Below are 25,061 nucleotides of genomic sequence, written 5' to 3'. Positions count from 1 at the left end.
TCACCCTTCCGCTTTCAGTTCCAATACTGTATCCCGCAGTTCCGCCGCCCGTTCGAAATCGAGCGCTTTCGCCGCTTCTTTCATTTCCTTCTCCATCAATGTGATCAGTTTCTCGCGGTCTTCCTTGTTCAGCTTCTTGCCTGCTGCGGCTTTCGAAACGTATTCCTCCGCTTCTTCGGCTGCTGCAGTCGCGCGGATTACGTCGCGCACTTGTTTGATGATCGTTTTCGGCGTGATGCCGTGTTCTATATTGTATGCCTCCTGGATTTCCCGGCGGCGCGTTGTTTCGTCGATCGCTTTTTGCATGGAATCCGTCATCTTATCCGCATACATGATGACTTGTCCGTTGGCGTTCCGTGCAGCCCGTCCCATCGTCTGGATGAGGGAACGTTCGGACCGCAGGAAGCCTTCCTTATCAGCGTCGAGTATGGCGACGAGCGACACTTCCGGAATGTCCAGTCCTTCACGCAGAAGGTTGATGCCGACAAGGACGTCGTATGTGCCCATCCGCAATTCGCGGATGATCTCGATACGCTCGAGCGTCTTGATTTCCGAATGCAAGTAATTGACCTTGACGCCCGCTTCTTTCAAATAAGCCGTCAAGTCTTCCGACATCTTCTTCGTCAGCGTCGTGATGAGGACCCGTTCGTTCCGCTCTGCACGAATGCGAATCTCTTCCATCAAGTCATCGATCTGCCCTTCGATCGGACGGATATCGATCACAGGGTCAAGCAGCCCTGTCGGCCGGATGATCTGTTCGACCATTTCCGGTGTGTGCTCCAGTTCATATGGACCAGGTGTCGCTGAGACGAAGATCGACTGGTCGATGTGCGCTTCGAATTCAGTGAATGTCAACGGACGATTGTCCATTGCTGACGGCAGGCGGAACCCGTGGTCGACCAGCACTTTCTTCCGCGCCTGGTCCCCGTTAAACATGCCGCGCACTTGCGGCAGCGTCACATGGCTTTCGTCGACGACTAGTAGGAAGTCTTCCGGGAAATAATCGAGCAGCGTATACGGCTGCGCACCAGGCGGCCGCAACGTCAAGTGGCGGGAGTAGTTCTCGATTCCCGAACAGAAGCCCATCTCCCGCATCATTTCCAAATCATAGCGCGTCCGCTGCTCGAGACGCTGCGCTTCCAATAATTTGTCTTCCGCGCGCATTTCCTTCAGGCGCTCTTCCAGTTCCGCTTCGATGTTCTCGATCGCTTTGACCATCTTCTCTTCACGCGTAACGAAGTGGGATGCAGGGAAAATTGCGACATGTTCCCGGTCTCCGAGAATTTCTCCGGTCAATGCATCCACTTCACGGATGCGTTCGATTTCGTCCCCGAAAAATTCGACACGCAAACAATGTTCATCGCGTGATGCCGGGAAGATCTCCACGACATCCCCGCGGACACGGAATGTGCCCCGGATGAAATTGATGTCATTCCGCTCATACTGGACATCCACGAGCTTCCTTAATAATTGGTTGCGTTCGATCTCCATCCCTTTGCGGAGCGAGACGACCATTTCCCGGTACTCTTTCGGTGAACCGAGGCCGTAGATGCAGGATACGGAAGCGATGACGATGACGTCATTGCGTTCGAACAGCGAAGATGTGGCGGAGTGACGCAGTTTATCGATCTCGTCATTGATGCTCGCATCTTTCTCGATATACGTATCCGACTGCGGCACGTAAGCTTCCGGCTGATAATAATCGTAATAGCTGACGAAATATTCCACAGCGTTGTCAGGGAAGAATTCCTTGAACTCGCTGTACAGCTGGCCAGCCAGTGTTTTATTGTGTGCCATGACCAATGTCGGCTTGTTGACTTGCTGGATGACATTGGAGACGGTATATGTTTTCCCTGTACCGGTCGCTCCCAGAAGCGTCTGGCAGCGCTTGCCCCCGATGACGCCCTCCACGAGCTGTCCGATCGCTCTTGGCTGATCGCCAGCAGGTTCATAAGGCGCTTGTAAGTTGAATGTTTGCTCCATCGATTTTCGGCCTCCCGTTAATTCAGTACTTCTATTTTATCATATCCCCTTTATTTCCCCTAACAAAAAGCGAACATATGTTTTTTTCTCACACAAAGAAAAAAACCGCCCATACAAGGACGGTTCACTTATGTCTCATCATCTTTTTGAAGTGTCAGCAATTGTTCGGTGTAACGAGTGAAAGCATTCCGGTCTCCGGCGTCCAGCGCTTTGTCGATCAGTTCGGCAAGTTGCTGCTGTTGTTGGGAGCGGTGAATATGCTTCAAGAATAGATCCAGATAAATATCATTGAGCAGCTTCTCTGCTTCTGTCACTTGTTTTGTTTGAGCCATGGCTTTCATGAAGTCAGCATACGAATAATAATTTTCCATTTCTCCTCACCCCGAATGCTTTTTGTTAGTATACATGAAAATGGGAGGAGAGACAATAATTATTTTGAAAATTATGATGATAATGAATAAAACATCTTTTACCAAAAAATATGATTGCCAATCTTCCAAATTTTAATATAATATAGTAGATACTATCTAATTTTAAGGGGTGATTAGTTGTGGGCAAGAATAACCACCAAAATTCCTACACAATCTATTCGAACACATATGCACTTGTGCCGTACGTTGATGGGGAACAATTGTGGACACGTGTAATCGAAGACCGGGATGATTTTCTTATCGAGGATTCCATTTATAGAACCGTTTCGCGTTCTTGTGCATTCTATAGAGGAAGCTTGGAAAGCGCCACCTTATATTCCCAGAAGACGGTGCGTGCAAAGCACAAGCCGCCAATCATCATCGGAGAATATTACGGCGATCCGCTCGTCTTTTTCCCTACTCACTCGCCAAAAAACAAAGAAGCTGTCTGGTTGAACTACGACGCAATCGACCTCGTGGAAAACGATGATAACGGCAAAGGCACAAACGTTCACTTCTGCAACGGGGAAATCCTATCGCTCGACGTCTCTCCGGTCGCACTTCGCAACCAGCATTCATCGGCCGGTTCGCTGCAGCGGTATTTCCGGAATGCACAAAAGCGGCATCATCAAATGTCCTACGTCGCCAAACGGCATTATCCGCCGCGCAGCCCTTCTCCACTCGACTAAAGCTGCACAGTCGCCAAGGCAAAATATGCACGTATCAGTTCTTCTACACGATTGCGCAACCGCAAATTCAAATAGCGCCTATGGTCTTCGTACCCTCCGTGGTAAAAGATATACTCTGTGAAGGTATCATCCCCGGCTCCGCGCAGGCATTTCATATGATGCTTGCGCATGTGCGCTTTTGTTTCCTTGAGTTCTCGCTCCACCCGCTTCACCGCTTCCTCCACCAATTCCAAATAAGGCCGCTTCAATTTGAATGGGGTCTTCTCGATCAATGCCCGGTCCCGCTCCAGGACAATCAGCACCATCGGCAGATAAATCATATTCTCGAAATGAATGATTTCCTCCTGTTTGATTAGCGGCATCTTTCCACCTCCTCAGAAAAAAGGGAACGTTTGTTCTATTTTCATTTTACTCCACTTTTTCCGAATTGCAAGCACCCCATGTGTTTTTTTCGCACGAGTTGGCACTGCCTTTCAAAAATGGTATGTTGGGAGCGGGAGAAATGACCAAGAGAAAGGGGATTTTTTATCATGCAAACCATTACATATGAACAACGCGGAAGCCTCGCTTTCGTCAAGCTCAACCGCCCGGAAGCGATGAATGCGTTCAATTACGATATGCTCGCGGAGCTCGGCCAGATTGCGGAAGCGATCCGCATCAACCCGGACATCCGTGTCGTTGTCATCAGAGGCGCCGGGGAAAAGGCTTTCAGTGTGGGGGCGGATCTGAAGGAGCGGAAAACGCTGACAGATGAAAAAGTGAAACGGAATATCTATAAGATCGGTGAAGTGTTTTCGACCATCGAAAATTTGCCGCAACCGACCATCGCCATGATCAATGGCTACGCATTCGGCGGCGGGATGGAACTCGCACTTTCATGCGACTTCCGCATCATGGTCGACGACACAGCTGTCGGCTTGACTGAAACCGGGCTCGCCATCATTCCTGGCGCCGGCGGAACGCAACGCTTGCCGCGCCTGATCGGTGAAGCGAAAGCGCTGGAACTGATCTTGACCGCGCGTCGCCTGAAAGCAACGGAAGCACTCGATTACGGCGTGGTGACGCGCATTGCAGCACGCGAAGATTTGGAAAGCGTCACTGCGGCATTCGCGGATACGATGCTTGCGAACGGTCCGATCGCTTTGCAGCAGGCAAAGTTCGCCATCAAAAACGGCATGAACACCGACTTGCAGACAGGTCTCCAAATCGAGCGGAAAGCATACGAAATCACGATCCCGACCGAAGACCGACTCGAAGCACTCGCTGCTTTCGGCGAAAAACGCAAGCCTGTGTTTAAAGGAAAATAAAAAGAGAAACCCCTGTTTAGCAGCCGTATGACGGCCTGCTGAACAGGGGTTTTCTGTTTTTGTAGGGATGTGGGTTCCGGTTTGTTGCAAACGAGTGGGCAGAGGCAGCCTGACCACTACTTCTGCGACGAAGCAGCGGAGCCACGCAGGAGCACATCGTTGCAGAATCGCTTTTTATCAACTTATTTTCAGAAAATACCCAGTTCCACACTCGCCCAACAAAAAAAGCCGGAGAAAAACCTCTCCGGCTACTTATTAAACGTATTTTTCCATCCAATCGACAATGCCTTCGAGTCTTGCAAAGCGCAAGTTCGGCTTGCCTGTGCGGGACAGGTTGTGGTCCGCTTGCGGGAAGCGGATGAATTCGGTTTCCTTGCCCATGCTCTTCAGCGTGATGTACAACTGTTCCGCCTGTTCGATTGGGCAGCGGAGATCGTTTTCCCCGTGAAGGATGAGAAGTGGTGTTTCCACGTTCTTCGCATATTTCAACGGCGAATGTTCCCACAGTTTGTCCACGTCCGTCATGTCGGCGTCGATTTGCCACTCGCTGAAATAATAGCCGATGTCGGAAACGCCGAAGAACGAAATCCAGTTACAGATCGAGCGCTGCGTCACTGCCGCTTTGAAGCGATCGGTGTGGCCGACAATCCAGTTCGTCATGAAGCCGCCGTATGAACCGCCCGTTACGCCGAGACGATTCCCGTCGATCCAGTCGTTTTCCGCCAACGCATGGTCGACCGATTTCATGATATCTTCGTAGTCGCCGCCTCCGTAATCACCGCGTACTGCATCGACGAATTCCTGGCTGTAGCCGTGGCTGCCGCGCGGGTTGACGAACAGCACACCAAAGCCGCGTGCTGCAAGCAATTGCATCTCGTGGAAGAAGCTATTGCCATACATGGCGTGCGGGCCGCCGTGGATATTGACGACAAGCGGATATTTCTGTCCTTCTTCAAAGCCGTATGGTTTCATGAGCCAGCCATGCACTGCCCAGTCTTTCGCGCCTTTTGCGACAACCGCTTCCGGTGCGATTAATTCCGTTTCTTCAAGGAAGGTTGCGTTGAACGACGTCAGCTGCTCACGTTCGCCCGTTGCGATTGTCAGTTTGTACAATTCACCCGGGTTGACCGGATTGGAGATGGCAGCAAGTGCGAACACCCCATCGCGCGAAATATCATAGCCGTACACGTGCTCTGTATCTGGTGATGCCGGGAAAATCGAACCGTCAAGCGCTGCAAAGTACAAACGTACATCGCCCATCGTCGATACTTGGAAATACAGGTGGTCGTCTTTCGTCCAGCGCATCCCTGGTGCACTCGCCCCTTGCTGGTGATCAGCTACCATATAATCGCCGACCGGCACGTCCAATGATTCGGTCAAGCAAGTGCGTGTATCCGCCGCAATATCATAAACGTACAGCTCGGAATGCGTCGCGTTTTGTAGACGGCGTGTGCTGCCAAGGAAAGCGATCTTCGAATCGTCAAATGAAAATTCCGCACTGCCGAAGTAGCCTTCTTCATCGATGATCAGTGTCTCTTTCTTCGTTTCGATATCGTATAAATAAAGCGGCTGACGGAAGACGAAATCAAGATTTTCTTCGCGTGTGACGCCGTATACGAGCTGCTTGCCGTCATGTGAAACACTTTCAAGTCCGAAGTGGTAGTCACCTTCTGTAATCTGCTCCACTTCCTTCGATGCGATTTCGATGACACCGATGTGGCGATGCATATCTTTCGGGACGAAGCCGAGTCCGTCCATCTTGTATTTCATCCGGTCAACATGAACCGGTTCGGGCTTTTTATTTTCCTCTTTTTCTTCTTTGTCCGTGAAGGTCTTTCCTTGCTTGGCCATGGCGTTGAACCAGATTTTCTCTCCACACGGTGACCAGCGGAACGAACTGACCCCTTTTTCGAAGTCCGTCAATGCACGCGCCTCACCGCCCGCAGCCGGCATGACGTATAATTGGTTCTTTTCATCGCGCGTCGACAGGAAAGCGATTTGCTTGCCGTCCGCTGACCATTCCGGTGAAGAGACGCGTTCTTTCCCGAATGTCCATTGCACCGTTTCCCCAGTCGCCAAGTCGAGATGGAAGAGATGCGCGTAATATGTATTTTCATCCTCGTTCATTTCTGTCCGTACGAACACTGCACGCGTGCCGTCCGGGGAAATGTGCGGAGCCGTGACCGATTTCAGTTTCGTTAAATCTTTGACTTCCAATGCTTTCTTCGCCATGTAATTGGCCTCCTCAAAAATCATTTCGTGAATCGCAATACTTCTTAACTATAGTTGAAATTTTTCGTTTGTTCAAATTTCTAGTTATGCTTTTGAGCAAACAAAAAAACGAAGAAAAGCTCGCGCTCCCCTCCGTCCTTTCATTCCTTACGATTTCATCGCTTGCTCCTTCAACGAACGGCGCAAAATCTTGCCCGTCGTGTTCTTCGGCAAGTCATCCAAAATCTCGAAGCTCTTCGGCACTTTATACTTCGCCAAGTGCGCGCGGCAATGCTTCTCGAGATCCCCTGTCGTATAAACCGGATCCTTCAGCACGACATAAGCCACGACCTGCTCCCCGAAATCAGGATCCGGCAAGCCGACAACCGCCGCCTCCGAAACGCCTGGATGCGCAAATAAGACTTCCTCGACTTCACGCGGATAGACGTTGTAGCCACCGACAATGACCAAATCCTTCTTGCGGTCGACGATGTAGAAATAGCCGTCTTCGTCGACACGCGCCAAATCACCTGTGTATAGCCAGCCGTCGCGAATCGCTGCATTCGTTTCTTCGGGCATCTTGTAATAGCCTTTCATGACGTTCGGTCCTTTGACGATCAATTCGCCGACTTCACCAGGGGCCACTTCTTCACCGAGTTCGTTGACGACCTTGTTTTCGACGTTGTTGATCGACGTGCCGATCGAACCTGGTTTCCGCTCGCGATCAAGCGGGTTGAAGCACGTCACCGGTGATGCCTCCGACAGCCCGTAGCCTTCCGAGATCCGCACGTTGAAATGGTCTTCGAACGCATGCAGCAATGCGACAGGCATCGCTGAACCACCGGAAATCGCCAAGCGGATCGTCGACATGTCTTCCGGCTTCACATCCGGATACTGGTGCATGAAGTTATACATTGTCGGAACGCCTGCAAAGACCGTCGCTTTCGTCGATTTGATCACTTCGAACACTTCACCTGGTGAGAAGCGCGGCACAAGGATGATCGTCGCTCCTTGGATCAGCGGTGCGTTGACGACCACCGTCAAAGCGAAGACGTGGAACACCGGCAGCGTCGCAATGATCCGATCATTCGGTGTCATGCCAAGGTAATCTCCTGCGTCACGTGCGTTCGAATATAAGTTGCGGTGCGTCAGCATGGCCCCTTTCGGCTTGCCCGTCGTACCCGACGTGTATAAAATGACAGCGTTATCATTTCCGTCCAAAGTAACAGGTGTGTTCAAGGATGATGCCGTAAACAGCAAGTCCATGAACGCATGCACTTTGCCGTCCAATGCTTCGGGCAATTGCTTGATCTTTTCTGAGGTACCTTGTTCCGTCTCACAAATGATGTACGACTCGATTTTCGGTAACGCCAAGTGTGCTTTTTCGACAAGCGGCAATAATTTATCGAGCGCGATCACTACACTCGCATCACTATCATTCAAAATAAACGCGATTTCATCCGGTGAATAAATTGGATTAATCGGTACTGCCGTTGCACCAAGGCGCATCGTCGCGTACAACGAGATCAGGAAATGCGGTGTATTGCTCAACAGGAATGCGACGTGGTCCCCTTTTTTCACGCCGCGCTCTTCGAGAGCCCCTGCGAATTTCGCAACGGATTGTTCGAATTCCCCGTAGGATGTATCTTTTCCTTCAAAATGATAAGCAATTCTAGCGGCATCGCGGCTTGCGATTTCCTTTAAACTTGTTACAAGATTCATCATTCTCCCACTCCCCTTGATTGAATGAATACTCATTCATAATTATCACAATTCATTTTATAATAAATCTTCTGATAATACAAGAGGCGTCCCTTGAATCAGGACGCCTGCAAGTGGGCAATATAACGCCAGCGGATCAAGAAGAAATAAAAGATCTGCAAAGCAGTGAAACCTGCGAGCACGATGACCAATTCGTCAAGAATCGACAATTGGGCAAATTCATCCCAGACGATCTGGAGCGAGACGAATGCGAAGACGGAATGCAGCAGCGCCAGCGCCCACGGTAAGAAGAATTGTGGCACGAGCTGACGATTGACGACTTTCTTCAATTCTTTCTCTGTCATGCCGAGGTGTACGAGCAGCCGGAACTGCTTCCGGTCTTGTTCGAGTCCAGTGTACAGCTTGAAGTAGATGAAGCTCCCTGCAGCGAGCAGGAAGACCACCGCGACCATCAGGCCTATCAACAGAAGCAGCGCGAAGGACGACTGGAACCAGCGATAATCGTCGCCTGGGTTCTCGAAGAAGAAGTTGAGTCCGCTGTAATTGCCGGATTCCGCTGCAGCTTCGATAACTGACGACAGCTCGGAGCCGATGCCTGACGTCTCTTCCCAGTTTCGTACGTCGAACGCATAGTACGTGTAGGTCGACTGTTCAAGCGTCAGGCCATTGACCGGCTCATCCATTGTCTCGAAGTCTTCCATACTGACGACGATGCTGTTGTAATTGAGTGTGTGGATCGGAAACATGATGCTTGGATGGACAGCATCGATTTCGAGTTCAACACCGCTCTCGATCAGTTCCGTTTCCACCTCCACTCCCTCCAACTGCTCCCGCGATTCGATGGAATACGGGACGAACATCGCTTGTCCTGCGCCCAGATTCACTGCCTCAAAGGACAGCGACCGGGCAAGGCGGTTGAATTCGTCTTCCGCCAAAATGTCCACGATATTGCCGGTCTGGGAAGATGTTTGGCGTTTCACTTCGAACGTGACGAGGTCATACGCCAATTTGCGCTCTTCCAGTTCGTTGATCAATCCTTCGATATGCGCGTCTTCCGCTTCGTTGCCCTCGAACGAGATGTAGATGAGACCGAGCGGATTGGACTGGCGGAAGTCGCCGGTATACGAACTGATCGATGCCAACGTCCCGACAGCGAGGAATGCCACAGTCGAAACGATTGTCACGATGAAAAACATTTGCGCACTGTCACGTAGTTTTGCGGAAGTTTCCGCAATCGCGACGAGACGCGTTTTGTGCCAGTACAGCTTCCGGCTTCTTTTCGAAAAGCTGAGAAGCGAATGGATCGAGTGCGTGAAGAATAAATATGTCCCGAGCGTCGCGATCGGCGGAATGATGAACGCCATCTGATAGACGTTTTCATCCGTGACGAGGGCTGCTTGGGTGTATGAGTAGCCGAGCAGTACAAAGCCGAGCAGCGACAGGAATTTCGAGACGGTCGTCTCTTCCTGCTCGCGCCAAAAGCCTTTCATCAATTCCAGGACTTTCTTCGCCCGGATGAAGGACACGCTGATGAATGAAATGATCAAAAACAGCGAAGCGAACGCCGCGATCGTCAGCGCAAATGGCTTCCAGGAAACATAAAGCGGTAGCTGTTCCAGCTGCATGATTTCACGGCCGATCATGAAGAACAGTTTCGTGAAAGCATAGCCGAAGACAATCCCTGTCACTGTTGATACCGCGCCTAAAATGACCGTTTCAAAAAAGATCAACTTGTTCAGCTGCTTCTTCGTCATGCCGAGTTGGATGAGGATTCCGAATTCCTTCGAGCGTGCTTGCAGGAACGCACTCATCGAATAGAACAGGAAGAACAGCGTAAAAATGTACAGTACCACTTCCGCAATCAGCATGCCGCGAAGGGCGAAGAATTGCAGCTGCGCCCCTTCGAACAGCGGGTGGAAAATGAACATGGAATAGATGAAAAATACCATGACCGAAACGACGCTCGCTAACAGGAAGGCGGCGTAGCTTCTCCGATTCCGGAGGACATTACGGTAAGCGAGTTGCCGAAAGGTCATTCACATTGCCCCCCAAAAGAGATAGGACGTTCAAGATGCGTTGGTAAAACGTCTGTTGCCGCTCATCGCTATAAATTTCATTGAAGAACTCCCCATCCTTGATGAACAGCACTCGGTCGCAATAGCTCGCGGCGATTGGATCGTGCGTCACCATGACGATCGTGGCATTTTCTTCGTTGCTGACGCGCGACAGCAAAGACAGCACTTCACGCGACGTCTTAGAGTCCAAGTTCCCTGTCGGCTCATCTGCGAGGATGATTGTGGGCTTATGGATCAGTGCCCGGCCAATTGCCGTACGCTGCGCTTCTCCGCCGGATAGTTCATTCGGTCGTTTATGAAGGAATGGCGTCAGTCCGAGACGTTTCGCAAGCTCCAGTACACGGCGTGCCATTTCGTCCGTCTTGATATAATCAAGCGTCAGCGGCAGCACTAAGTTCTCTTCGACCGTCAACATTTGCAGTAAGTTGAAGTCCTGGAATACGAAACCGAGCTCGCGTCTGCGGAACAACGCGAGTTCGTCTGGCGTCAAGGCGTGCGGGTCCACACCGTCGATGGTGATTTCCCCCGACGTCAAGGAGTCGATCGTCGAGATGACGTTCAGTAGCGTCGTCTTGCCGCTACCTGATGGCCCCATGACTGCGAGGAACTCGCCCTTCTCTACTTCGAAGCTCAGCTGGTTCAGCGCACGGCGCGTCACTTTTCCTTCATATACTTTTGTTACTTCATCGATTTTCAATAGCGCCATCGTGTTCTCCTCCTGTGACCGACTCTTGGTTGATGAACAGCATAGAAACCGTTGTCCCTTCACCAGGAGCGGATTTCAGCTCCAGTTGATGGCCGAGTTTGTTGCACACTTCTTTCGCCAAATAAAGGCCCATCCCCGTCGACTCCCCAGTCTTCCGCCCATTTTCACCGGTGAAGAACGCTTTCGTCACACGGGGGAGGTCGGATGCGGGAATCCCGATTCCTTCATCGCGAATCGTCAGCAGCACATTGCCGTTTTGGCATTGCGCGCGCAAGTAGACTTTCTTATTCGGTTCGAACGTATATTTCAAGGCATTCGTCAAAAACTGACCGAGGACGAACTTCATCCACTTCCGGTCAGTCAAAACTGTCAACTGCTCATCAATGTCGATGTCTGGAAAAACGTTTTTTGAAATGAACAGCCGTTTGTTTTCCGTCACCAGCTCCGAAACGAGCTGACGCAACGGCACCGGCTCCACTTGCATATCTTCTTCGAACGTGTCGAGGCGGGCATTCATCAATACTGTATCAAGTCCTGATTTCAGCCGCTCCACTTCTTCACGGACACTCGTCTTATCAAGCTCGCCTTCTTCCTGAAGCAGCAATTGAATGACCGACAGCGGCGTCTTCATCTGGTGCACCCACTGGTTCATGAACTGCAAGTGGCGGTTTTGCGTCGCATACAAGTTCTGCGCTTCGTGCTGATACACTTTGTACAAGCCTTGCATGTACACTTCGGTCTGGATGTGCTCCGGGCATTTCCCCTCCCGCTGCAGTACGCTGTCCATCCCTTCCGGCGTGACGAGGATTTTCTGGTAAAAACGGTACCGCTTCACGAATCGCGCCACTAAAAACGTCAGCGTCAGAAGTAGGCTGATGGTCACCGTGTAGACCGCCGTGTCGAAGTTACGGAAGCCGTCCAGCCAGTACAGCATCATAATGAATGCAATCAAAAGCGGCTGGAAAACGAGAAAGCCCACATGCTCTTTCAGGAACAGGCGGACCATTTACGCTTCCTCCTTGGCAAGCAGCAAGCGGTAGCCCGCACCTCGCACCGTCTCGATCGTCGAATGGACGCCGTAATCCGCCAATTTCTTGCGGACGCGTGCCATGTTGACGTTCAATGTATTCTCATCGACGAATGTTTGGTCGTCCCACAATTCCTCAAGCAACTGCTCGCGGCTCACCACTTTCGGGTATTGCGACAGCAGCAACTCCAGAATCGTACATTCCTTTTTCTGCAGCGGCAGCACAACGGATTTGGCGTGCAGTTCCATCCGCTCCAAATAAAGCGTGAGACGTCCCGCTTTGACCGAGCGTTCTTCCTGCTTCGGCGAATATTCGCCGTACGCCCTTCTCAAATGGCTTCTTATTTTTGCAAGGACGATTTCGTAGTGGAAAGGTTTCGTGATGAAGTCATCTCCGCCGTTCTCCAATGCGAAGATCTGGTCCATCTCACCGGAACGCGCCGAAATGAACAGGATCGGACAAGTGGTCTTCTGCCGCAGTTGTCGACACCAATAATAACCGTCATACGACGGCAAGTTAATATCCAATAGGATGATATGCGGCTGGAACGCTTCGAATTCTTCCAGGATGCGGTCGAAGTCTTTCGCAGTTTGCACTTCGTAATGGTATTTGCGCAAATTGTCCGCCAGCAGCTCTGCAATCTTCAAGTCATCTTCCACGATAAAAATACGCTGGACCGTCACAGTCATGCCTCCTTGTGTCGTTTTCTCTTAGTTTAACAAAAGAGCCTGCTCCATGGCAGGCTCTTCACATTTTCTTAATAAATCAATCCGACGAACTCTTCCTTCGTGATACCACCGAGCAGCTTCTCGATGTTCAAGCCGGAGACTGCCTGTTCCAGTGCCGCACGTTCATATTTCTCGCCGACCAGCGCCCCTTCGACTTCCGAGACATCGCCGACACCGAAGAAGTCGCCGAAGATTGTCGCGTTCTGGACGATGCCTTTATCGACTTGGAGACGGACATCGATGCCACCGACCGGGAAACGGTGGGAGTGCTTGACGTTGAACTTCGGTGATTTGCCGTAGTTCCAGTCCCAGTTGCCGTAGCGTTTCGCCGACAGCTCATGGATGCCTTCCCAATCCGCGTCCGTCAATTCGTACTGGCGGACGTTCTCTTCCCCGTCGAAAATCGAGTTCAAGATCGCTTTTCGGAAATCCGTGATCTTCATCGGCTCCGGCAAATGCTCGGAAATATTCGTCACACGGCTGCGGATCGACTTGATACCTTTTGATTCGATTTTCTCTTTGCTGACTTTCAGCGCAGAAACGACTGCGTCCACTTCCGTATCGAACATCAACGTGCCGTGGCTGTACATGCGCCCTTTCGTCGCGAACTGCGCATTCCCCGAAATCTTCTTGCCGCCGACAAGCAGATCGTTACGGCCAGACAATTCAGCGTCGACGCCAAGACTTTGCAGTGCCTGGACGACTGGCTCCGTGAATTTACGGAAGTTGCGGAAGCTGTTTCCGTCGTCGACCGTGATGAAGCTGTAGTTCAAGTTCCCGAGGTCGTGATAGACAGCTCCGCCGCCTGACAAGCGGCGCACGACGTGGATGCCGTTCGCATCGACGTATTCCGTATTGATTTCCTCTGCACTGTTCTGGTTTTTCCCGACGATGATGGATGGCTCGTTTATGTAAAACAGCAAGATCGGTTCTTTCTCGACATCCATTGTGTTCAATAAATATTCTTCGATCGCCAAGTTGATGCGCGGATCGGTAATCCCTTTATTATCAACAAAAATCATGACGTCCACTCCTTCTATATGTTGCTCCTTTAATAGTTTAACGGATTTTTTCTAAAAATTCATCATTTATAGTTGACATGATGAAACTGTTATAATACACTACTGAATATAGAAACAGTATTATAACAAAAGGAGATGAACGGAATGATTGAAAACGTAGTCGAATTTTTCAAGAACCTGCCTCCGAAACAATGTGCAACTTGTGGTGAAACGATCGAGGAACAGCATGAATGCTATGGTACGAAGTGCGATTCCTGTAACGACATTTAAAAACGACAATAAAAAAGCTGTCCTTGGTGCCATAATTAATCGGCGTCAAGGACAGCTTTTTTCTGTTGTCTTCTCAAAGGTGTTTTCTGTGTTACAACAGATGGAACAGATCAATGACCTGAGTGGTCTTCCATATCCATCATGCTGTCTGCGTCATCTGTATCATCAGGCTCGATTGAATCCGGGTCAGGATCGCCGACCGTGATTTCCTGCTTCGGCATCACGTGCATGCTGCGGGCTGTCGTGTGTGCTTGGATAAAATACAGGCCTTCTTCTTCAAAAAGTTTCTCCGCTTCATACAAGCCGTCTTCCGAGTGACTCGCTTCAATCATCTCGCCGTGGTCACGATGGCCGGACTGCCACACTTCATAAACGACTTCATCGGCATCTTCCACCGCTTCGCCGCCTTGTGTGACTTCCGCAATCAGTGCGACAGTGTCTCCAGGTTCAGCCTGTTCGGGTGTCTGGATGTCGACTTCCACTTCCACCACCATGTCTCCTGCGCCCGCCGAATCCGAGTCGGATCCACAAGCAGCGAGAAACAAGATCATTATGGTCAAGAACATCATTTTTTTCATTGCGCTTCCTCCAATGACTGATCGTTTAGGAGCTGTTCCACTACAGTTGCAGCAGCAGACTTTCCTTGCGTAATACAATGCGCGATGCGGTGCCCGTCAAACGAGCTTCCTGCCAGATGTGCCATCGGGAACTGCCGTGCCAAATCTGCGCGCACTTTCTCGATCCGCTCCCGGTGACCAACCGTATATTGCGGCATGCCTTCCTTCCAGCGCGTCACGAGTGTGAATTCCGGATTCCCTTCAATGCGGAGCCGTCGTTTCATATCTTCCATCACAAGACTCTCCAGCTCATGATCAGGCAGATCGACAACTGCCTCATCACCTGCCCGGCCGATCGTCGCACGAAGCAGCAGCTTACCCGCTGGTGCTGTGCTCGACCACTTGCGGTGCATCCATGTGCAGGAAGAAATCGCCAGATCGCTGTTTCTGGAAACGATGAAGTCCGTTCCGATCTCCGGAATGTCCATCTGCGCTTCGTCGAATCCCATGAACAAAGTCGCAACAGAAGTCGAAGGCATTTCCTTCAAGTCTTTCATCAAGCCGTGCGGTTCGAACAACGGCAACAGCTTTTCATGGGGAACTGCAAAGATGACGTGATCCGCCGTTAAGCTCGTCTCGTTGTTCAAACGCAATGTCATGCCGCTCCTTGCCCGCTCGATGCCCAGCACTTTCACGTTCTTCAAGAACCGCACCGTATCGAGCTTCGCTTCCAGTGCTGTGACAAGCGTCTCCAGCCCTTTCTTGAACGTGAAAAAGGTGCCTGACCGCTCGCCTTGTCCCTGTGGCGCTGCAAGCTCTTGCTGGTGCTGCTTCATGCCGCGGATCAAACTATTATGGTGCTGTTGGCTTTCCATGAACTCAGGAAAAGTCGCCTGCAGGCTCAGACGATTCAAATCGCTGGCCGTAATATCAGCGACAAGCGGTTCCACCAGATTCTCCGCCATTTCCTTGCCGAAGCGGCCACGGATAAACTCGCCAAGCGGCTGGTCACCCTCAGTCTTCGACTTTGGAAGAATCAGGTCGGCTGCCGCACGGATTTTCCCGCTCCACGACAAAATGTTGGATGTGAAGAACGGGAACATCTTCGTCGGGACCCCGAGCACAATATCCACAGGGACCGGGTACCAGTCCTCTTCAATAATCACGCACACTTCGTCTTTTTGATTCCGGACAAGCTGGTCTCCGATGCCGAGCTCGTCCGCCAAGTCCGCGATGTTCTCGTGGCCTTCAAAGAAAGAATCCGCTCCCCGGTCGATGATGTATCCATCTTTCTCGAGCGATTGAATTTTCCCGCCTAGGCGGTGAGAGGCTTCAATGACTGTCAATTCAAGCGATAACCCGTTTTTCACAGCATGTTCCTGCAGATGATAAGCAGCCGACAGTCCCGTGATGCCGCCTCCTACTATTGCCACTTTCCATGTTTGCTCAGCCATGCTTCATCATCACTTTCACTTTCTTGCCTTACGCATTCAGTTTGTTCATCACGACGTCTGCAAGGCCGTCGATGAACAATGGATCGACGTTCGGCATTGCTGGGCGGCGGTATGCTGCACCGACTTCGTCACAAACAACTTTACATTCGTAATCGTTATCGAAAAGGACTTCCAAGTGATCCGCTACGAAACCTACTGGTGTGTAGACGAATGAACGGTAGCCTTTTTGTTCGTACAATTCACGTGTTAAATCTTGAACGTCTGGCCCAAGCCATGGTTCTGGTGTTTGACCAGCACTTTGCCAGCCAAGTTCAACGTTTTTGATGCCAGTAGCTGCTGCAATCAAATCCGCTGTCTCTTTCAGCTGATCCGGGTAAGGATCGCCGTTTTGGAGGATTTTCTCAGGAAGCGAGTGTGCAGAGACGATCAAGCATGCTTTCTCGCGCTCTTCTTCGCTCATTTCAGCGAATGCGCCGGATACTTTTTCACTCCAGAACTGGATGAATTTCGGCTCTGTGTACCAGCTTTCGACAGAAGTGATCGAAATGCCGGCTTTGTCCGCCGCTTCTTTCGCACGTCCGTTGTAGGATTTCACAGAGAATGTCGAGAAGTGCGGCGCCAGAACAATCGAAACCGCTTCTGTGATGCCGTCTTTCTTCATCTCTTCGACGCCGTCTTCGATGAACGGTTCGATGTGCTTCAGCCCAAGGTATACTTTGAATTCGATATCATCCTGCACTTCGTTCAAACGGTCACGTAGTGCTTCTGCTTGGTCTTTCGTGATTTTCGCGAGTGGAGACAGACCACCGATCGCTTTATAGCGGCTCTTCAAGTCTTCCAAGCTTTCTTCGCTCGGCTTGCGGCCGTGGCGGATGTGTGTGTAGTAACGCTCGATGTCCTCTTCTTTATAAGGCGTGCCGTACGCCATCACCAATAAACCCATCATCTTTTTCATCATGGTCACCTCGTTAAAGTTTAGTTGAGTCTGGAACCGCAGGATGCCGCGGTTCATTTTTTTATAGTTCATTCATAACTTATTTATTTTTGTGTGCTGCACTGTATTCGTGGACGAATGCAGTCAAGCGCTTAAGTGTGTCTGGTTGAACATCCGGGAACACGCCGTGTCCAAGGTTGAAGATGTAGCCTTCTTGCTCCATCCCCATGTCGAGGATCGCTTTTGCACGTGCCTCGATGATCGGCCAGTCAGCTAGCAAGTAAGATGGATCGAAGTTTCCTTGCAACGATTTCGTCAAGCCCATACCGCGTGCTTCTGCGATCGGCAGACGCCAATCAAGCCCGACAACATCAACTGGAAGATCGTGCCATTCTTTGACAAGGTGGCTTGCGCCGACACCGAAGATCGTCAACGGAACGCCCAGTTCGCGCAATTCCGTGAAGATACGTGTCATAACCGGCTTGATGAAGATCCGGTAGTCTTCCACGTTCAATGCGCCGACCCACGAGTCGAAGATCTGAACGGCCTTCGCTCCTGCTTTCACTTGTGCCGTGATGTAAAGGATTGTCGTATCCGCCAATTTGTCCATCAGCTTGAACCACATTTCCGGCTGTGAAACCATCATCGCTTTTGTTTTGTTGTAGCTCTTCGAAGGGCCGCCTTCGATCATGTAGCTTGCAAGTGTGAACGGTGCGCCGGCAAAGCCGATCAATGGTACATTCAACTGTTCTTGCGTCAAAATACGGATCGTCTCCAAAACGTAATCGACGTCTTTCTCAGGGTTGATTTCCCCAAGGCGCTCGATGTCCGCCATCGTCCGGATCGGATTGTCGATGACCGGCCCAATGCCATTCTTGATTTCCACATCCACACCAAGTGCTGGAAGTGGTGTCACAATATCTTTATACAGAATCGCTGCATCCACATTGTACTGGTCAACCGGAAGTTTCGTAACGTATGCACTTAGCTCCGGTTGATGCGTGATTTCCTCCAAAGAGTACTTTTCCTTGATCTTGCGGTATTCCGGTTGTGAACGTCCTGCTTGTCTCATGTACCATACTGGTACGTGGTCAGTCTTTTCTCCTCTTGTTGCGCGTAGATAATTATCGTTGAACTCTGTCATTATGAGCCGCCCTTTCTGATCGCCTACAATGGCCGATATTCCGTATTTACTATAGTCTTTCCAGCTCTAATTGTATAGTTTCCCGCGGCAAATGTCATAAATTAGACGCTTCTCCCTTCACTATTCCGACACGAGGTGTTTTGGTGTATCATGAGAAGGGAAATCAAGCTATGAGGAATGACAACTCTAGGGAGGAATTCAAATGAATCTATTCATGACTACAGGCACTTATGATTACTTGCAGAAGCTCCGCGAAAAACACGCAGACGAGACGATGGTCCTCATGCAAGGGGAGAACACCACACTGTTGCTTCACGAAACCAACGGGAAAACGATTTTCCAGACGCCCCGCCGCTATGAAGTGGTCGACGGCACAGGCACATTCAAGGAAAAAGGATATTTCGTCCTGAACAATATTCCGGTGACGGATGAAGGACGCCCGATTTTCGAGCACCGCTTCAAAAACCGCGCTGGCGCAATCGAGAACGAGCCGGGCTATGTCGCATTCCGTGTCCTGCGACCGCTCGACTCCGACACGTATGTGGTGTTGACTGAGTGGGAATCGCCTGCCTTCTTCGAGCGCTGGAAAGAATCCCAAGCGTACAAGAGCGCGCATCCGAAATCGGGTGACAGCGCGGGAGAAAAACGTCCGAACATCTTCTCGGGCGCATCATACGTCACGACGTATAAAGCGAAGCCTGAAGAAGACGAGTAGAAAGGCGGCGAGCTGGAAACACATCTAATTTCCCATAACAAGGAGGAGATCGTTTGGTTTTTGTTTACTTCATCATCGCTGCCATTGCGACTGTTTATGTATCAATGAAGCTTTCGGAATATGCAGATGTCATCAGTGAAAAGACGGCAATGGGCGGGCTGATGGTCGGTACCCTGCTGCTGGCCGGAGCTACGTCGCTTCCGGAAGTATCAACAAGCTTCTCAGCTGCTGCCATCGGTAACGCGGATATTGCAGTCGGCAACATGATCGGCTCGAACCTGTTCAACCTATTCATTTTAGCCGCGTTCGATTTTATCTTTCGGAAACGCCGCATGATGCAGCAGGCAGAAAGAGATCACCTTTATACATCTGCACTTGGGATCCTTTTGACCATTCTTGTCATTCTAGCGCTGACACTGCGCTTGGAATATGCTATTCTCGGCATCGGCATCGACGCGATCATCATTGCAATCGTCTATGTAGTTGGGATGGTCGTCATCAGCAAATTGCCGAAACTTGGTGTTCCAGAAGGAATTGAAATCGTCGAAAGAGAGCCGAACAACCCGAGCGGCGACCTTACTCCAAAAGGTGCCATTGTCCGGTTCATCATCGCTGCTGTCCTAATTTTAGCAGCTGGAACCGCCTTATCGATTACAGGCGACGAAATCGCAGTGATCACCGGCATCGGCTCCAGCTTTATCGGAAGTTTCCTGATTGCGGCAGCCACTTCACTGCCTGAAGCCATTTCCGTTTACGCTGCGCTTCGTTTGCGGAACGTCAACTTGGCAATCGGTGCCATTCTCGGAAGTAATATCTTCAATATGATCATCTTGGCGATTTCCGATCCCGTCTACCGGGAAGGCGCCATTCTGGCAAATGTGTCAGGAGCCAATATGATTGTTGCGATCGGTGTATTGATCATGTCGGTGCTCATGTTCTATCATATCTTCCGGAAGCGGGCAGAGTCGACTGTTTCTTACGCATGGATCCCGGCAGTCATCATCGTTCTTTATTTCGCAGTAACTTATTTGAACTTTACGTATTAATCGTATAAACCTGCCTGCGCAATTGCCTAGGCAGGTTTTTCTTATGGTATGATTCGGGAAGAACCACTTCATCCCGAAAGGAGCAATTGCCATGTTGCAAAAATTATTCGCGGCGCTGGAAGAAAGTTATCCTGAAATGGTCGAGATCCGCCGCTATCTCCATCAAAATCCTGAGCCTTCATTCATGGAGACAAAAACTGCGGAATTCATCCGTTCCTACTATGAAGAGCTCGGCATTGAAGTACGTAGTGGCGTCGGCGGAAACGGTGTCGTCGCAACCATCCACGGCGGCAAGCCCGGAAAGACGGTCGCACTGCGCGCAGACTTCGACGCACTGCCGATCCAGGATCAGAAAGACGTGCCATATAAATCGACCGTACCGAACGCCACGCACGCTTGCGGCCACGATGGCCATACTGCAACACTTCTCGTTCTCGCAAAACGCCTGAACGAAATGCGGCAGTCACTTCCTGGCATTTACGTGATGATCCATCAGCACGCGGAAGAACTCGCTCCCGGCGGCGCCAAACCGATGATCGAAGCCGGTGCACTCGACGGAGTCGATGTCATTTTCGGCACACACCTATGGTCTACGATTCCATACGGTCGCATCGAAACACGTGTCGGTCCAATCATGGCCGCAGCCGACCAATTCGCGGTCAAAGTGAAAGGCTACGGTGGCCACGGTGCATATCCGCACCAGACGAAAGACGCAATCGTTATCGCCTCTCAGCTTGTGACCAACTTGCAGCAGCTCGTATCCCGCCGCGTGGATCCGCTTGAATCCGCGGTCGTGACCGTCGCTTCCTTCGTCGCTGAAAATCCGTTCAACATCATCGCAGACGAAGTGGCATTGACCGGTACCGTCCGCTCCTTCACCGAATCCACACGTGCACTATTGGAAAAAGAACTCGAACGCGTGATCGAAGGCACAAGCCTCGCGACGGACAGTTCGCACGAGTTCGAATTCATCCGCGGCTATCCGGCAGTCGTCAACCATGAGAAAGAAGCGCTCTTCGTGCAGGAAGTCGCAAGAGAAGTGCCAGGTCTCACAGGCGTTTACGACGCGATTCCACAAATGGGCGGCGAAGACTTCGCCTATTTCCTGGAGGAAGTGCCTGGCGCCTTCTTCTTCACCGGCGCAATGCCGGACGGAGACGTCTACCCGCACCACCATCCGAAATTCGACTTTAAAGAAGAAGCGATGCTCAACGCAGCACGCACACTCGCAGCGGCAGCTGTCCGTGTACACGAAGTGAATTGAAAGCGAAAGCCGCGCATGACGGCATGTCATGCACGGCTTTTTTGCGCTCGGTTTCGGCCATGATTTCGGCGAATGCCGGTTATCGACTGACGAACACCCGTTATCGGCCGGCAAACGCAAGTTAAATGCCATTGAACGCCGGTTAAGTTCCAGCAACTCCAAGTTATTGTCCCGTGAACAACAGTTAAGCATTCGAAGATCCAGTCGACCACACAAAAACCGCCCTGGCATGCCGGGGCGGTTTTTAGTTCCATCATTTCTTGGCCATTACAAGCGTTCCAAACGACACGACCAGGATGAGCACAGATGCCAACAAGCCCGTCAGCCAGTTGCCCGTCGCCGCGAGCAGGCCGCCGACTAGAATCGCCTGCAGCACTTGGACACGGCTGATTAGTTGCTTCACTGCTGTGCCCCGGCTCCATGCCGAGAGAGGGAACAACTGATCCATCCGGAAATGCTGTTCCCTGTTCATCGACTGCCAAATTTGGATTGTCGATGCGAACGCAAGCGCTCCGGCAAATACGAGTACCGCCCACATGAACGGAATGAACCAAGCAGCGACAAGCAAGATCGCCGTCAGACGAATCCATAAATACAACAGCTCATCTGAACGAATCCATGTCCGCCATACGAGATATGCATGTGCAGACTGTGGACCTTTCTTAAGAGGTTTATAAACCCAGTCAAGCCAAGCGCGCCGTCTCACTTTTCCCGACAGATGCGGCACGTCGGTGAAGTAATTGGCGAAATGGTAAAAGCGCGACATCCGGCCCTCTTCAAGCGAGATGAAATGTTCGTATGGGAACGCCTTGCCGATCGCTTGGCGCTTCGTCCATTTGCCATATAAAATGACGACGAACAAGAACAACACCGCGACCAACAAGTTTCCCGTGATGTAAAAATAAATAAAGAACAAGACGGTCGCAAAGCGGAGCAGCCGGTCACGCCAAACATGTGCGCCGCCGTATGCTCTGCCGAAGGCAAATTCCGTCTGCACGTTCCACCATTTCAACAGCAGAAGGAATATCGGCAAACCGATCAAGAGTGAGGACGGAAGCCCGTACAATGCGTTCAAAAGTGGCAAAGCCACAATGAAAGCGAAAACCGGCAAATACAGCTGCGAGAAAAATGTCCATTTGAGCGCTGGGTTGAACAGTTCATCCAATCGGCTTTCAAGTGGCAGGAAATACACGCTGTCCGCGCGTTTCAGAAGCGTCACCGGAGGACTGTAAGCAAGCAGCAAAGCAAAGATGACCGCACAGATCCATGCTCCCGGGAAGCTCTCCGGCACACTTTGCACCCAGTCACTGTATGCATAGCCTGCCGCACCAAGTGCAAACAGCAGCACGACCGCAATATGCCCGGTAAAGATGAATTTCAAATAGTTCTGGACTTCCTTCGTATATTTTTCGAGGCGAAGCGCCCATACATCATGCAAGCTCTTCATGTGAGTCATCCTCGGTCATCGCGATATACAAATCGTCCAGTGACGCATCCGGCATGTCGAACGTCTTCCGCAAATCATTCATCGTACCGCTCGCACGGATCCGTCCATTATGCAGCAGGATGATGCGGTCACAATAACGTTCCGCCGTCGCCAAAATGTGGGTCGACATCAGCACCGATGCGCCTTTCTTCTTTTTCTGCTCCATCTGGTCAAGCAGTGACTTGATGCCGAGTGGATCGAGTCCGACGAACGGCTCGTCGATAATATACAGCGACGGATTCACAAGAAACGCACTCATAATCATCACTTTTTGACGCATCCCTTTCGAGAAATGAGACGGGAACCACTTCAGCCGTTTCTCCATCCGGAATTCCTTCAGTAGCTCCGCCGATCGTTTTTCGAACTGCGTCGATTCTATTCCGTATGCCATCGCCGTTAGCTCCAAATGTTCACGCAACGTCAATTCATCGTACAGCACCGGCGTTTCAGGTATGTAAGAGAACGAAGAACGGTAGCCGTCCATATCCTCATCGAATCGCTTGCCATTCAGCAGGATCTCTCCCGCAGTCGGTTCCATGAGACCGATGATGTGTTTGATCGTTGTACTTTTCCCTGCTCCGTTCAAGCCGATTAAGCCGACAAGCTCGCCCTTGCCGATCGAAAACGAAACATCCTGCAAAACAGGTTTACGTGTATAGCCGCCAACGAGTCCATTCACTTCCAATATTGCCACAACCAACACCTCTTTCTTATGCCCCATTGTACCAAAACTTCCGCTGCAACGCTTTTTCCATCCACCGGAATCCCTTGTTTTTTCTGTCTGAAAAATGAATTTCATTATGGTACACTTGGTGAAAAAGAAAGGGTGGATAACATGAGCGATTGTCTTTTCTGCAAAATCATTGACGGGGACATCCCGAGCGCCAAAATTTATGAAGATGAACACGTATATGCCTTCATGGACATCATGCCTGTTTCAAAAGGGCACGCACTCATCATTCCGAAAACACACCGCGAATTCGTATACGAAATGACGGAGGACGAAGCAGCGAAACTATTCGCTGTCGTTCCGAAGATTGCTAACGTCCTCAAGGAGAAATTCCAGCCAGCTGGCATGAACCTCCTTAATAACAACGGCGCGAAAGCTGGCCAAAGCATCGGCCACTTCCACTTGCACTTCATTCCGCGCTACGATGAGACCGACGGCTTCCAAGCACGCTGGATGACAAAAGAAAAACACTTCACGCCAGAACGCATTGCCGAACTAGCTGCGGAAATCCATAGTGAGCTGAACTGAATTTTTAAAAAATGAGGTGTGGATTTTGCTTATTATCACCCCACTCCAAAATGCATGGAGAGATATGGAGCAAAACTGTGGAGTAACTGTGGGAGCAGTACATAAGTTGGCTTGCCAACTTATTTGCGACTTAGAAGAGATCCACCGGGACTCAGTAAGTGAGGACGGGTTAGCTCGGCGCAAGCCCCACAGTACGGGACTGTTTTGCGGAATATCTCATTTTAAAACTAATTTTCAAACACACTTGCATTGACCGCCCAGAAGCGGTAGAATCAATCTAAGTTTTCGTCGGCAGCCACGAGGGCATGTCCGGGAAAACAAAAAATGAGCCTTGAGCTGAGGAGAGATGAGAAATGAATACGAAAAACCTTGTATTGATGGCACTTCTAGTAAGTGCAGGAGCAGCACTTTATGTGGTGATTCCCGGAATTAGCGGAGGCATGAAGCCTGACTTTATGCTGACAATGATGTTCATCGGAATCCTGTTATTCCCGAACGTGAAATCCGTATTCCTGCTAGCAGCAACAACTGGAGTCATTTCAGGACTGTTTTCAACATTCCCAGGAGGCTTCATTCCAAACATTATCGATAAAGCAATCACGGCGCTCGTGTTCTTTGCATTCGTCCTATTGCTTCAAAAAGTCCTGCACAAAATGATTCCCGCGCTCGTCCTTTGTGCAGGTGGAACACTTCTTTCCGGCACAGTCTTCCTATCAGCCGCCATCTTCATTATCGGGGCTGAAATCCCGTTTGGCGTGTTGTTCGTGAGCGTTGTCCTTCCAGCGATCGTCTTGAATACAGTCGCATTCGGACTGATCTATCCGCTCGTCATCGGCATCTTGAAGCGTTCAAGTTTCGAAACAGCCGTTACAGTCAGCGGAAACAAGCTTGCTTATAAAATCTAACTACACATGAATGATTCAGAGGCTGGAGGAAATCAACTATTTCCTCCGGCCTCTTTTGTCCCTCTTCCATCCCCGAAAGTGCAGAACATCGCCTTTCCTACCCTTAACCGTTGTATGCGTCTCCTCTTCTGTGGTTTAATTTAGATG

The 25,061-nt window shown here is 50.7% G+C and carries 24 protein-coding genes; 8 read left to right on the top strand and 16 right to left on the bottom strand.

What is annotated here, in order from left to right:
• On the bottom strand, positions 1-1,983 hold the full coding sequence (gene uvrB, locus GIW82_RS11530; RefSeq protein ID WP_154750098.1) for an excinuclease ABC subunit UvrB: 1,983 nt from the start codon (positions 1,981-1,983) through the stop codon (positions 1-3).
• Between the two features lie 128 nt (positions 1,984-2,111).
• Positions 2,112-2,354, bottom strand: coding sequence for an IDEAL domain-containing protein (locus GIW82_RS11525; protein WP_154750097.1), 243 nt, complete (start codon positions 2,352-2,354; stop codon positions 2,112-2,114).
• Positions 2,355-2,533: 179 nt separating this feature from the next.
• Between GIW82_RS11525 and GIW82_RS11520 the strand changes: the two genes are divergently transcribed.
• Positions 2,534-3,082 carry a competence protein ComK gene (locus GIW82_RS11520; protein WP_370456217.1) on the top strand — a complete coding sequence of 183 codons (549 nt, stop codon included), beginning with the start codon at positions 2,534-2,536 and terminating at the stop codon, positions 3,080-3,082.
• Here GIW82_RS11520 and GIW82_RS11515 read toward each other — a convergent pair.
• Positions 3,079-3,444: a YhjD family protein gene (locus GIW82_RS11515; RefSeq protein ID WP_154750096.1), complete on the bottom strand. Its 366-nt coding sequence runs from the start codon at positions 3,442-3,444 to the stop codon at positions 3,079-3,081. The genes GIW82_RS11520 and GIW82_RS11515 overlap by 4 nt on opposite strands.
• A 168-nt stretch (positions 3,445-3,612) precedes the next feature.
• Here GIW82_RS11515 and GIW82_RS11510 point away from each other — a divergent pair, with 168 nt between their 5' ends.
• A complete protein-coding gene (locus GIW82_RS11510; protein ID WP_154750095.1) occupies positions 3,613-4,389 on the top strand; it encodes an enoyl-CoA hydratase-related protein in 777 nt (258 codons plus the stop codon).
• A 255-nt stretch (positions 4,390-4,644) separates the two neighbouring features.
• Here GIW82_RS11510 and GIW82_RS11505 read toward each other — a convergent pair whose 3' ends face one another.
• The 7 genes from GIW82_RS11505 to lplA all read right to left on the bottom strand — a co-directional run bounded on the left by GIW82_RS11505 (position 4,645) and on the right by lplA (position 13,881).
• A complete protein-coding gene (locus GIW82_RS11505) occupies positions 4,645-6,621 on the bottom strand; it encodes a S9 family peptidase (RefSeq protein ID WP_154750094.1) in 1,977 nt (658 codons plus the stop codon).
• Between the two features lie 147 nt (positions 6,622-6,768).
• Positions 6,769-8,322 carry a fatty acid--CoA ligase family protein gene (locus GIW82_RS11500; RefSeq protein ID WP_154750250.1) on the bottom strand — a complete coding sequence of 518 codons (1,554 nt, stop codon included), beginning with the start codon at positions 8,320-8,322 and terminating at the stop codon, positions 6,769-6,771.
• Between the two features lie 98 nt (positions 8,323-8,420).
• On the bottom strand, positions 8,421-10,358 hold the full coding sequence (locus tag GIW82_RS11495) for an FtsX-like permease family protein (protein ID WP_154750093.1): 1,938 nt from the start codon (positions 10,356-10,358) through the stop codon (positions 8,421-8,423).
• Positions 10,330-11,103 carry an ABC transporter ATP-binding protein gene (locus GIW82_RS11490; RefSeq protein WP_154750092.1) on the bottom strand — a complete coding sequence of 258 codons (774 nt, stop codon included), beginning with the start codon at positions 11,101-11,103 and terminating at the stop codon, positions 10,330-10,332. Before GIW82_RS11490 ends, GIW82_RS11495 begins: the two co-directional genes overlap by 29 nt.
• Positions 11,081-12,109, bottom strand: a complete 1,029-nt coding sequence (locus GIW82_RS11485; protein ID WP_154750091.1) for a sensor histidine kinase — start codon at positions 12,107-12,109, stop codon at positions 11,081-11,083. The genes GIW82_RS11490 and GIW82_RS11485 overlap by 23 nt, the downstream gene beginning before the upstream one ends.
• On the bottom strand, positions 12,110-12,814 hold the full coding sequence (locus GIW82_RS11480) for a winged helix-turn-helix domain-containing protein (RefSeq protein WP_370456216.1): 705 nt from the start codon (positions 12,812-12,814) through the stop codon (positions 12,110-12,112).
• 74 nt (positions 12,815-12,888) lie between these two features.
• Positions 12,889-13,881, bottom strand: a complete 993-nt coding sequence (gene lplA / locus GIW82_RS11475) for a lipoate--protein ligase (protein WP_154750089.1) — start codon at positions 13,879-13,881, stop codon at positions 12,889-12,891.
• Positions 13,882-14,025: 144 nt separating this feature from the next.
• Here lplA and yhfH point away from each other — a divergent pair, with 144 nt between their 5' ends.
• Positions 14,026-14,151, top strand: coding sequence for a protein YhfH (gene yhfH, locus GIW82_RS11470; RefSeq protein WP_154750088.1), 126 nt, complete (start codon positions 14,026-14,028; stop codon positions 14,149-14,151).
• A gap of 110 nt (positions 14,152-14,261) precedes the next feature.
• Here the strand turns inward: yhfH and GIW82_RS11465 are convergent, their stop codons facing one another.
• The 4 genes from GIW82_RS11465 to hemE all read right to left on the bottom strand — a co-directional run bounded on the left by GIW82_RS11465 (position 14,262) and on the right by hemE (position 18,240).
• On the bottom strand, positions 14,262-14,729 hold the full coding sequence (locus GIW82_RS11465) for a FixH family protein (RefSeq protein WP_154750087.1): 468 nt from the start codon (positions 14,727-14,729) through the stop codon (positions 14,262-14,264).
• Positions 14,726-16,162 carry a protoporphyrinogen oxidase gene (gene hemG / locus GIW82_RS11460; RefSeq protein ID WP_154750086.1) on the bottom strand — a complete coding sequence of 479 codons (1,437 nt, stop codon included), beginning with the start codon at positions 16,160-16,162 and terminating at the stop codon, positions 14,726-14,728. Before hemG ends, GIW82_RS11465 begins: the two co-directional genes overlap by 4 nt.
• Before the next feature lie 28 nt (positions 16,163-16,190).
• A complete protein-coding gene (hemH, locus tag GIW82_RS11455) occupies positions 16,191-17,120 on the bottom strand; it encodes a ferrochelatase (RefSeq protein ID WP_154750085.1) in 930 nt (309 codons plus the stop codon).
• Between the two features lie 76 nt (positions 17,121-17,196).
• Positions 17,197-18,240 (bottom strand): uroporphyrinogen decarboxylase, encoded by a 1,044-nt coding sequence (hemE, locus tag GIW82_RS11450; RefSeq protein ID WP_154750084.1) that lies wholly within the window; start codon positions 18,238-18,240, stop codon positions 17,197-17,199.
• A gap of 202 nt (positions 18,241-18,442) precedes the next feature.
• Here hemE and GIW82_RS11445 point away from each other — a divergent pair, with 202 nt between their 5' ends.
• The 3 genes from GIW82_RS11445 to GIW82_RS11435 all read left to right on the top strand — a co-directional run bounded on the left by GIW82_RS11445 (position 18,443) and on the right by GIW82_RS11435 (position 21,265).
• On the top strand, positions 18,443-18,955 hold the full coding sequence (locus tag GIW82_RS11445) for an antibiotic biosynthesis monooxygenase family protein (RefSeq protein ID WP_154750083.1): 513 nt from the start codon (positions 18,443-18,445) through the stop codon (positions 18,953-18,955).
• A gap of 53 nt (positions 18,956-19,008) precedes the next feature.
• The gene (locus tag GIW82_RS11440) at positions 19,009-20,001 is read left to right on the top strand and encodes a sodium:calcium antiporter (RefSeq protein WP_154750082.1); all 993 of its coding nucleotides are present in this window, start codon (positions 19,009-19,011) and stop codon (positions 19,999-20,001) included.
• A 91-nt stretch (positions 20,002-20,092) separates the two neighbouring features.
• Entirely contained in the window at positions 20,093-21,265 is a 1,173-nt protein-coding gene (locus tag GIW82_RS11435; RefSeq protein WP_154750081.1) for a M20 metallopeptidase family protein, read from the top strand.
• A 253-nt stretch (positions 21,266-21,518) separates the two neighbouring features.
• Here GIW82_RS11435 and GIW82_RS11430 read toward each other — a convergent pair whose 3' ends face one another.
• The gene (locus GIW82_RS11430) at positions 21,519-22,712 is read right to left on the bottom strand and encodes an ABC transporter permease (protein WP_154750080.1); all 1,194 of its coding nucleotides are present in this window, start codon (positions 22,710-22,712) and stop codon (positions 21,519-21,521) included.
• A complete protein-coding gene (locus GIW82_RS11425) occupies positions 22,696-23,445 on the bottom strand; it encodes an ABC transporter ATP-binding protein (protein ID WP_370456214.1) in 750 nt (249 codons plus the stop codon). The genes GIW82_RS11430 and GIW82_RS11425 overlap by 17 nt, the downstream gene beginning before the upstream one ends.
• Before the next feature lie 141 nt (positions 23,446-23,586).
• Between GIW82_RS11425 and GIW82_RS11420 the strand changes: the two genes are divergently transcribed.
• Both GIW82_RS11420 and GIW82_RS11415 read left to right on the top strand, forming a co-directional pair.
• Complete coding sequence (locus GIW82_RS11420) at positions 23,587-24,009, top strand: HIT family protein (protein ID WP_154750078.1); 423 nt, start codon at positions 23,587-23,589, stop codon at positions 24,007-24,009.
• Positions 24,010-24,362: 353 nt separating this feature from the next.
• Positions 24,363-24,914: a tryptophan transporter gene (locus tag GIW82_RS11415; RefSeq protein WP_154750077.1), complete on the top strand. Its 552-nt coding sequence runs from the start codon at positions 24,363-24,365 to the stop codon at positions 24,912-24,914.
• The last annotated feature ends 147 nt before the right edge of the window (positions 24,915-25,061 follow it).

Source organism: Planomicrobium sp. YIM 101495 (assembly GCF_009707665.1).
Lineage (GTDB): Bacteria > Bacillota > Bacilli > Bacillales_A > Planococcaceae > Planococcus.
The sequence above is the reverse complement of the archived record's forward strand: the minus strand, read 5'-3'. Positions and strand labels throughout refer to the sequence as shown.